Genomic DNA, 9,766 nt, shown 5'->3' on the forward strand with positions numbered 1-9,766 from the left:
CGCACCGCGTCCCGTCGCCGCAGGTGCGGGCGGCAAGCCAGGCGCCCCGAGGAGATCGCTGGATCCAGCGCCCATCCATCACCGAGAAGACGCTCCGGCAAGCGCAGACAGGAGCACTACGCTGTCCCCGATGGGGAAAGGGACGCTCAGCCGACAGCTCGTCACACGGATCTGTGCGCTCGTTGCCCTCATCGCCATCGCGATGGGTGCGGTAGGTGTGGTGATCGTCAACCGGATCCTCACCGACCAGCTCGACCAGCAGCTCGCCCAGGCGATCGGCCTGGAGAGCCGTGGCGCCCGCGGTTCGGGCACGGCCGGTCTCGGTGGCCTGCCCATCGGCTCAGTGGTCGTCATCGTATCCAGCGACGGCAGCACGACGGGAACCATCGAGGGCATGGACCGCACGCGTTCCAGCGACACTTCACCTGAGGTCAACGCCTCGATGACCCGTGTCCCGGCAGACGGTCGGGCCCGGACGGTGAGCGTGGCCGGCCTGGGTGCCTATCGGGTGATCGCCCATCATGCACTCGTCTCCTCAGACTCCGGGGTGATCACCGGCACCGTCTATCTGGGCATGCCGATGGACCGGTGGAGCCGCGTGATGCGCGAGCTCATCACCATCGAGGCGGTCTTCACCGTGGTGGCAATCGTGGGCGCGGCGGTGATCGCCCGAGCGGTGGTGAAGGACTCGCTGCGCCCACTCAATCGGCTCGCCAGCACGGCCACAGAGGTCTCCCAGATGGATCTGGACACCGGCGAGGTGAGCCTGCCGGATCGAATTCCCGCCAGTGAGACCGATCCGGAGAACGAGGTGGGCCGGGTGGGTCTGGTCTTCAACAGAATGCTCGACAATGTCGAGGGGGCGCTGTCCGCGCGTGAGAGGTCTGAGAACAAGATCAAACAATTCGTGGCGGACGCCAGCCACGAGCTGCGCAATCCGCTGGCAGCGATCAGTGGCTATGCCGAGCTGAGCGAGCGCAGCCCCGAGGGTCTCAGCCCCGATGTGGCCTTCGCGATGGGACGCATCGCAGCCGAGTCCAGGCGGATGGGCCGTCTGGTGGAGGACATGCTGCTGCTGGCCCGCCTGGATGCCGGGCGCAATGTGGAGCTGGTGAGCGTCGACCTGGTGGAGATCGTGCTCAATGCGGTCTCCGACGTGCAGGTGGCCAGCTCGGACCACCACTGGAAACTGCAGCTGCCCGACGAACCGGCCGTGGCCCGCGCCGACCGCGACCAGATCCACCAGGTGGTCACCAATCTGCTGTCCAATGCCCGCAAGCACACCCCCGCCGGCACCACGGTGACGACCTCGGTGCGCATCGAGGGTCGTGAGGCGGTGATCGCGGTGCAGGACGACGGGCCGGGCGTGCCAGCCGAGATCCGCGAGCACGTCTTCGAACGATTCGCCCGGGCGGACGCTGCGCGCACCCACGATGAGGAGGGCTCCACGGGTCTGGGGCTGGCCATCGTCGCCGCGGTGATGGCTGCCCATGGCGGGTCGGCCTCGGTGGATTCCCACGAGGGCTACAGCTGCTTCACACTCCGGATTCCATTGGAAGAGCTCCCTACGGGAGCGCCCCCGGAGACGTCCCCTGCGGGCGCGCCTCGCGGCTGAGCATCTTCGCGTAGAGGCCATCGGCAGCAGCCAGCTCGCCGGGCGGGCCCGCTTCGACGCAACGCCCTTCGTCGAGGACGATCACCTGGTCCGCCCGCCGTGAATTCGAGATGCGGTGGGTGATCTCGATGAGGGTGGCCTCGGGACGTGCCGCCCGCAGGCTCGCCGAGACCTCGGCGGCGAGGTCGCCGTCGAGGTGGGCGGTGTACTCGTCCACGACGAACACGCGAGCTCTGGTGAGCAGGGCGCGTGCCAACGCCAGCCGGGCTCGCTGGCCACCCGACCAGCGGGAGGCGAGTTCGCCGACCTCGGTGTCGTAGCCTTGGGGAAGGCTGCGTAGGTGGTCATCGATGCGCGCCTGGCGGCAGGCCAGTTCAAGCTCCTCGTCACTGGCATCAGGCCTTGCCAGACGCAAGTTCGAGGCGACACTTCCGGAGAAGAAGAAGGGCAGCTGGGGCACCATGACAATCGTCTCTCGCAGCTCTTCGATGCTGACTCGACGCACATCGGCCCCGCCCACCAGCACGTGGCCATGATCTGGATCGAAGTAGCGCAGTGCGAGTTCGACGAGGGTGGACTTCCCTGCCCCCGAGGAACCCACGATGCAGCTGTGCTCGCCCGGCTTGGCATGGGCATTCACGCCATCCACCGCGGCCTGACCCGGGAATTCGCCAGGGGATTCGCCGCCGATGTCCGGGTACTGGAAGGTCACCTCTTCCCAGCGCACATCGAGCTGTCCCGGGGGCACTGGCGCGGGGTGGTCGGGCGAGGTCACGGCGGGCGGGGTGTGGACGATGCGCCACAGCCGCTGGGCGCTGGCCAGCGAGGCGTCGAGGCCGGTGAGGAAGTCCTCGACGGCCCGGGTGGAGCTGAAACAGCGCAACCCGACGACCACCGCAGCGGCGAGGGCTGCCACGCTCACGCTCTCGGCATGGCCCACGGCGGTCATCGCCAGCACTGTGGCCACGGTGATGGCCCTGGCGAGGGCTCGGCGCGAAGCCAGCACCGTGGCGAGTGCCTGGCCGTTCGCTGTCAGGCCTTGGGCGATGCGCCGGTCCCCGGTGACACGGTCATCTTCCAGACCGTAGCCGGTGATCTCGGTAACGCCCTGCACGGAATCTGTGACGGTCTGGTTGAGGTCCCCCCGTAGCGCGGCCTCCCGTCGCGCAATCGCGGAGCTGGTGCGGGCCTCGACGAAGGGCAGGCAAAGGGTCAGGGCGAGCCCGAGGGCCAGCACCCCGGCCACCGACCAGCAGACGAGCGCACCCAGGCCGATCACGGCCACCAGCGGAGTCAGCACGGCGGTGACGGCGGGCGCGAAAGTATGGGCGAAGAAGACCTCGACCCTGTCGACGTCCTTGGTGAGACGCCGCAGCAGGTCGCCGGATCGGCTCTGCGCCAGGACGGCCGGGGCCTGGGGCCATAGTGCGCTGAAGCTCTCGACACGCAGGATCTCCAGCGCCTTGAAGGCCACGCAGTGGCCGAGGAATTGCTCCAGATATCGGCACAGCGCCTTCAGCGGGCTGAGGGCCACGAGGAGGATCAGGAGTGCCAACAGGCTGGGATGCCCGGTACCTGCCAGGCCCAGTACACCGGCCATGCCGAAACCGAACAGCGCCAGGCCTGCGAGTTGATCCACCAGCCGGGCCAAGGTTGAGCCTGCCAGCGACGCCAGAACAGGACGGGTGGTGTGCACGAGCCAGCGGCTGACTTCCGTGCGGTGTGGTCCGTCCCGGTCATCCGCCGGACGGAAGCCGGTCCCCTGCCGGGTGGCCGTGCGGTCCGCCGGCGTGGATCTCGTGCCAGCGACGCCGTCCCGAGTCATCTCCGCCCCATTGACTTCAGACATTGCGCCCCTCCGTCCGGTCCGTCCTGCGCAGCCGCCCTGCCTCGGCCTGCCACACCTGATCGGCATCCGCTGCGGCAGGCATCCGGTGGGTGACAAGCACGACCGTGTGATCGGCGGCGAGCTGGTCGAGGGCCCGCATGATGACCTGCTCGGAGAACAGATCCACCTGGGAGGTCGGCTCGTCGAGCAGCAGCAGGTGGCGTCCGGACAGGAAGGCACGCGCCAGCGAGAGTCGCTGGGCCTGGCCCCCGGACAGCGCCTGGCCGCGCTCGCCCACCTGTGTGTCGATTCCAGCAGGAAGGCCTTCGACGAAGTTGTGCATGTCCACCAGGTCCAGTGCCTGCCACAGCTGCTCGTCATTGGCGTCAGGTTTCACAAGGGACAGGTTGCGGCGGATGCTGCCGGTGAACAGCCAGGTGCTCTGGGTGACCATGGCGCTCCGGGCGCGTACCTGGGCTTGAGTCGCGGCGGTGAGCGGGATGCCCGCGACGGTCACCTGTCCCCGGGTGGGAATCACGTCGCCCTTCAATGCCCTGAGCACGGTCGACTTCCCGGCACCGGAGGGCCCGACGATGACGGCCCGGGCACCGCGTTCGAGCCGGAAGCAGCAATCCTGCAGCACGTCTGTTCCCGGGTAGCCCAGGGTGGCATGGCGGACCTCGATGATCGCACTCGCGTCGGCGGGCCCGCATGATGACTGCGTACGGGACCTAGGATCTGGAGACTGCGAACGGGAGGTCCTCGGTGAGACGTCCGCCGAGCTGGCCGTGAGCTGCTGGCCGGCGACTCCCCCGTGGGCCGGTCGGCCGTGCCCCGCAGACTTCTGACCGGTGAGGAATCCGGTGATGGCGCGCTGGGCTGCGCGTCCGGCCATCCCCACATAGAAACCTCCCGCCATGAGGTCGAGGGGTTGCAGCAGGAGCACCGAGCAGAGCACCACAGCGATGGCGCCGGCGGGAGTGATGGCACCAGTTTCCAGCCGCCATGCGGCCAGCACGGCCGAAAGCGTCACCAGTGCCAGCGAGAAGACCGCGTCGGAGAAGAACAGCACGAGCTGGTTGCGTGCCAGGACGCGCATGGTGGCCCGCCGATTCTGCTCTCCGGCAGCGGCGAGTTGCCCGGCGGTGCGCCCGGCGGCGTGGTGAATCGTGAGGGTCTCCAGGCCCTGTATGGACTCCAGGTACTGGTTGGCCAGTTTGCTGCGGATCTGGCGGGACTCGGTGGCTGCCGCGCGGGAGAGCACTGAGAAGCGCTTCACCACCCATGGCACCAGGGGAACCATCACCGCCAGGATCACGGCCGTGAGGGGATCGATCGCGATGGCGATGACCGCCAGCACGAGCAGCGGCGAGATGCTCGCGGCGATCTGCGGACCCATGAAGCCCTGCCGGAATTGCGTGTACCGCTCCACAGAGTCGGTGAACAGGGCAATCCTGGCACCCGAGCCCTCATCGCGGCGCCCGAAGGACGCGATGCACCACCAGCGCCTCAGCAAACGCTCCCTCAGCGGCGCCTCCTCGGTGGTTGCGCTGGTGGTGCCCAGCCACTGCGGGACGATGGCGGCGAGCAGCCAGCAGATGGCGGCGATGAGCGCTGTGACAAGCATCGATGGGGAGAACTCTGCTGCGATCAGCCGAGCAAGGAGGACCAGGAAGACGGCCGCGGCCACCGAGGCCAGCAGGTCGAGCACCACGGTGACGCGGACGATGCGCGCCCCGGCGGGCGTGCCGAGACCGACAGCAGCATGGTGCGCTGCCGCACCGCCTGGCATGTCCTTGCTCACAGGTACTCCTCGTTCACAGATACACAGTGTTCTCGCCGCCGGCTGCCGGGCACAACCGCCTGTCCGGTCGGATCAGGACGATTTCTTCAGGTCATCGACAATGGTCCGGTAGCCGTCAGGCGTCTGCGTCCCCGAGATGGAGGAGGCCTGGGTCATCGGGATGAGGTAGATCTGCTTGTTGGCGACGGCAGGCACCTGTGCCACGGCCTGGTTTGCCAGCAGCGAGGCGAAGGGCTTGTTGCCCGTCCCCATGAAGTCCTCCAGGAAGATGATCTGCGGATTGGCCTTCGCGATCAGTTCCGCGTCGACGGCCCGGGTCTGGGTGAGGTCGACGGCGGCACCGGCATTCGTGCCGCCACCACGCTTGACGAGGCCGGGCAGCATCTGGTCGTCGCCCATCGCCATCACGGAATTGCCGCGCGCCATCAGGCACAGAGTGGTGGGATGATTCGCCCCGCGTTCGGCATCAACGGCCTTCATGGCGGCACTCATCTGGTCGCTCAGCTGGGTGGCCTTGTTCTGCTCACCGAACGCTCGGCCAAGTGTCCCGATGGCGGATTCGATGCCTTCGGGGGTGGTGAAGTCGGACGGGTTGAGGCTGATCACCGGAACGCCAGAGGCCTCGAGCTGCTGGTTGGCGGCCTTCTCACCGTCGTGGCGAAGGGTGGAGACGATCAGATCTGGCTGATAGGACAGCACCTTCTCGGGGTCGGGATCCGTGGTCGAGGGCAGCGTGTTGGGAACCTGCTTGGCCAGGTCGGTGGCGGTGCCCATGGCGGGTAACTGACTGTTGGCCGAGATGGCGGCCATCCGGGAGGGCCCGGCGAGCTTGAGGGCCAGGTCGCCGGTCTCGGAGGTGATCGCCACGATTCTGGTCGGCTCGGCGGGAACAGTGACCGTGGTGCCGTCGACGCTCACCGCGACCGGCCAGTGCGCACCGGTTGCCGAGGCACTGCTGGGCGCACTGCTGGTGGCAGCGCTCTGGGAGCATCCGGCCAGCGATCCAGCGGCCAGAAGACTGGCCGCCAATACGGCACCGAGCGTTGAACGCCTTGTCACACGCGACGTGGTCATAGGGGTCATGACTGTTTCCTTTTCTGGATGTGGGTCACAGCGGAGTGACCGCGATGGTTCCCGTTGCGGGAAGAGTGGAGATGTTCACGTCGACGCCATAGGCGTCACGCAGATTCGATGCGACGAGAACCTCATCGGGCGCGCCGGTGGCGCCGACCTGGCCGTCGACGAGCAGGGTGAGCCGGTCGCAGAAGCGAGCCGCCAGGGTCAGGTCGTGCAGCACCAGTACAGCCGTGCGCGATTGCGGCGAGCCGGCGATCCAGGGCCTCAGCAGCCGCAGCACGGCGAGTTCATGGCCGAGATCGAGCGCGGCAACCGGCTCGTCGAGCATGAGGATGGCGGCATCCTGGGCGATCGCCCTGGCCAGTGCGATGAGCTGACGTTCACCGCCGGAGGCGTGCATGACGGGCCGGTCCGCCCATCCGGCGGAACCGGTGAGCCGGAGGGCCTCCTCTACTGCGCGCTCGTCGTCGGCGGAGATGCCGCCGAATCGCGGCTGCCGCGCGTAGCGGCCCATCTGCACATAGGCTCTGCCGGTCAGCCGGGAGGTGGTGGCAACCTGCTGGGGCAGGTAGGCCATCAGCCTCGCCCGATCCCGCGCCGTGACAGCCCGGACGTCGTGCCCGTGGACGAGCAGTCGTCCTTGGCTCGGCAGCAGGCCGAGGCAAGCCTTCAGCAGGGTGGACTTGCCCGCGCCGTTGGGGCCGATGATTCCGTGCACGAGGCCCGCATCGATGTCGAGGGTGGCATCGTGCAGCACGGCGCGCCGTCGGTAGCCGGCGGACAACCCGCTCACGGACAGTGCAGGGCTGCCCGGGACGGGGCCCAGCTGTGCTTTCATCGTGCGCTCCAGCTGGCAGGCACAGCTGGAGCCGGTGCCCGCCCTCCGGCGCGGTTCATCGCTCGCTCCTGGCACGGCGTAGTACCAGGAACAGCAGGAATGGCGCTCCGACAAGGGCTGTCACCGTACCCGTCTGCAGCACGACCGGGCTGAACATCATCCTGGCGCAGGTGTCGGCGACCACCAGGAAGATTGCTGCCATCAGGGCACTGGCAGGCACCACGAAGCGGTGGTCGTCGCCCCAGAGCAGACGTACCAGATGCGGCACGGCCAGGCCGACGAAGGCGATGATGCCTGTGATCGCCACTCCTCCGGCCGTGGCGAGCGCGGCGGCTGCGATGATCCTGAGTTTGGCCCTGCGCACATCAAGACCCGCGGTCTGCGCCGTCGCATCCCCCAGGCCCAGCAGGTTGAGTTCACGGACGTTCCACAGCACCCCGGCGATGCCGGCGAGGATCGGCAGCACGGCTATCCGGACATCGGCCATGGTGCGCCCGGTGAGATCACCGTTGAGCCAGAACAGCGCTGATCGCGCCTGCTCGGCCTGTTTGGCATTCACGATGACGGCACTGATGACTGCCCCGAGGAAGGCATTGAGGGCGATCCCGACCAGCAGCAGCGGGGCGCTGGACACCCCCGCGGAACCCAGACCGATGGCCTGGATGAGTGTGACCACGAGCATGGCCCCGAAGAATGCGCCGATCGGGAGCATCCACGGTTGTTTCGCGAGTCCGGTGACGATGAGTAGCACCGCCACCAGCGCGGCGCCGGAGGAGACGCCTGTGATGCCGGGCTCGGCCAGCGGATTGTGGAAGATGGTCTGCATGGCGGCCCCAGCGACACCCAAAGCCGCCCCGACAAGCACTGCCACCAACACCCGTGGCAGTCTGACCGCCCCGATGAGACCATCGGTGCCAGTGCCCACCGAGCGTCCCGTGACCAGCCGCGCGAGCGATGCCGCCGTCCCTTCGACCGGCACATGAATGGGCCCGAGCCCCAGCGCCACCAGGAAGACCACCACCAGCGCAGCACCGAGAACCATCAGCGTCACGAGACGCAGAGAATCGGCACGGCGCATGGAAACCCCTCTGGTGGCTCAGCCGGGTGGGCTGACCGGAGCAGATTAACCATATTAAGAATCATTAGCAATAAGCCGGACATGCCGGATACCAGCACGGGATGAAGATCCTGGCCGACCCGGCGTCTCGTCGGACACGGCATGCAGACGGAGATGGCGACCGCACTGTTCGGACCGGATTCGGGCAGGCGAACGCTGGGGTAACGGCGTCACGCGAGTTAGCGTCTGTATGCGCCACCCAAACGCGGCACTCAGATCCACCCGTGGTGGATCCATCTCACGCCGATTCAGAGGAAGGCACAGCATGACAGATGACATTCCGTCCACGATTCCAGCAGTGCTGACGCGTGCTGGCGGGCCGATCGAAGGACCCGACAGTCTCGTCGACGCAACGATCCCCACACCCGCGGCACCGACGGGTCACGACCTGCTGGTGAAACTTTCGGCCATCTCGGTGAACCCGGTGGACGCCAAGATTCGCGTCGGTGGGCCGGGCGATGATGACGACAAGGTCCTCGGCTGGGATGCCGCGGGCGTGGTCGTGGCCACCGGGCCCGACACCCACCTCTTCCACCCGGGCGACAAGGTCTACTACGCGGGCAGCGTGGACCGTCCCGGCTGCTACCAGCGCTTCCAGCTCGTGGACGAGCGCATCGTGGGGCATCAGCCTCACAGCCTCAACGATGAACAGGCCGCCGTGCTCCCCCTCACCGGGCTCACCGCCTGGGAGGGTCTGTTCGACAAATTCGGCCTCGACGAGTTCAGTTCGGGCACCCTGCTGGTGATCGGCGCCGGCGGGGGTGTGGGCTCCATGGTCATCCAGCTCGCGAAGGCTCTCACCGGGCTCACCGTGATCGCCACGGCGTCACGCCCCGAGTCGAAGGCCTGGGCCGGCGAACTCGGGGCCGACCATGTCGTGAACTATCGCGAGGGCGATCTCGCCGAGCAGGTGCTCGCCATCGCCCCCGACGGTGTGGACCACGTCTATTCCACCCGCTCCCAGGGCATGTCGTCCCTGCTGCTCGACGTGACAAGACCCTTCGGTCACATTCTTCTCACCGACGAGCCCGACGACATGAACTACTCGGCGTTCCAGGGCAAGGCGCTGTCGTGCCACTGGGAGTTCATGTTCGCCCGCCCGGTATTCCAGACGCCTGACATGGTGCGCCAGCACGAGATCCTCGACCGCATCGCGGAACTCGTGGACGACGGCAAGATTCGCACCACCTTGACCAAGACCTTGGGGCCTGTGAATGCCCAGAATCTGCGGGCCGCTCATGAGGCCTTGGAGGACGGGCATGTGACTGGCAAGATCGCCCTGACATGGACAGACTGAGGCGTCGCTGAGCTCGACAGCCCAGGTGGCGGGTTCTCGCTCTGAACCGTTTCAGAGTTGGGAGCCCGGCAATGCAGAAAGATTGGGGCCCGCGACACTCATGGTGGGGCGGGGGCCCCAAACCGGGTTGGGGGGAAGAGTCTCGCCCGAAAAGCAACGAAATGGGGGAGTTCTGAGCGGAGTGCTCGGG

General features: G+C 67.4%; 7 protein-coding genes. 2 read left to right on the plus strand and 5 right to left on the minus strand.

All coding sequences use genetic code 11. The features are described 5' to 3' along the window. Nucleotides 1-130: 130 nt before the first annotated feature. Nucleotides 131-1,615: a sensor histidine kinase gene (locus tag ABF648_RS04885; RefSeq protein WP_415631171.1), complete on the plus strand. Its 1,485-nt coding sequence runs from the start codon at nt 131-133 to the stop codon at nt 1,613-1,615. On the opposite strand, the gene ABF648_RS04890 is transcribed toward ABF648_RS04885, so the two are convergent. The 5 genes from ABF648_RS04890 to ABF648_RS04910 all read right to left on the minus strand — a co-directional run bounded on the left by ABF648_RS04890 (nt 1,566) and on the right by ABF648_RS04910 (nt 8,240). Continuing rightward, nucleotides 1,566-3,464 carry an amino acid ABC transporter ATP-binding/permease protein gene (locus tag ABF648_RS04890; RefSeq protein ID WP_415631172.1) on the minus strand — a complete coding sequence of 633 codons (1,899 nt, stop codon included), beginning with the start codon at nt 3,462-3,464 and terminating at the stop codon, nt 1,566-1,568. The two genes, ABF648_RS04885 and ABF648_RS04890, sit on opposite strands and share 50 nt — an antisense overlap. Continuing rightward, nucleotides 3,457-5,247, minus strand: a complete 1,791-nt coding sequence (locus ABF648_RS04895; protein ID WP_415631173.1) for an ABC transporter ATP-binding protein/permease — start codon at nt 5,245-5,247, stop codon at nt 3,457-3,459. Before ABF648_RS04895 ends, ABF648_RS04890 begins: the two co-directional genes overlap by 8 nt. Nucleotides 5,248-5,319: 72 nt before the next feature. Further along, a complete protein-coding gene (locus tag ABF648_RS04900) occupies nt 5,320-6,330 on the minus strand; it encodes an ABC transporter substrate-binding protein (protein WP_415631174.1) in 1,011 nt (336 codons plus the stop codon). A gap of 25 nt (nt 6,331-6,355) precedes the next feature. Beyond that, complete coding sequence (locus tag ABF648_RS04905; protein WP_415631175.1) at nt 6,356-7,162, minus strand: ABC transporter ATP-binding protein; 807 nt, start codon at nt 7,160-7,162, stop codon at nt 6,356-6,358. A gap of 55 nt (nt 7,163-7,217) precedes the next feature. Continuing rightward, nucleotides 7,218-8,240, minus strand: coding sequence for a FecCD family ABC transporter permease (locus tag ABF648_RS04910; RefSeq protein WP_415631176.1), 1,023 nt, complete (start codon nt 8,238-8,240; stop codon nt 7,218-7,220). 304 nt (nt 8,241-8,544) lie between these two features. Here ABF648_RS04910 and ABF648_RS04915 point away from each other — a divergent pair, with 304 nt between their 5' ends. Then, complete coding sequence (locus ABF648_RS04915) at nt 8,545-9,576, plus strand: zinc-binding alcohol dehydrogenase family protein (RefSeq protein WP_415631177.1); 1,032 nt, start codon at nt 8,545-8,547, stop codon at nt 9,574-9,576. Nucleotides 9,577-9,766: the final 190 nt, after the last annotated feature.

The organism is Propionibacterium sp., assembly GCF_047719395.1.
Lineage (GTDB): Bacteria > Actinomycetota > Actinomycetes > Propionibacteriales > Propionibacteriaceae > Propionibacterium.

Coding starts and splice junctions, on each gene's coding strand:
- ABF648_RS04885 (WP_415631171.1), top strand. CDS start 131: ATGGGGAAAGGGACGCTCAGCCGACAGCTCGTCACACGGATCTGTGCG.
- ABF648_RS04890 (WP_415631172.1), bottom strand. CDS start 3,464: ATGTCTGAAGTCAATGGGGCGGAGATGACTCGGGACGGCGTCGCTGGC.
- ABF648_RS04900 (WP_415631174.1), bottom strand. CDS start 6,330: ATGACCCCTATGACCACGTCGCGTGTGACAAGGCGTTCAACGCTCGGT.
- ABF648_RS04905 (WP_415631175.1), bottom strand. CDS start 7,162: ATGAAAGCACAGCTGGGCCCCGTCCCGGGCAGCCCTGCACTGTCCGTG.
- ABF648_RS04910 (WP_415631176.1), bottom strand. CDS start 8,240: ATGCGCCGTGCCGATTCTCTGCGTCTCGTGACGCTGATGGTTCTCGGT.
- ABF648_RS04915 (WP_415631177.1), top strand. CDS start 8,545: ATGACAGATGACATTCCGTCCACGATTCCAGCAGTGCTGACGCGTGCT.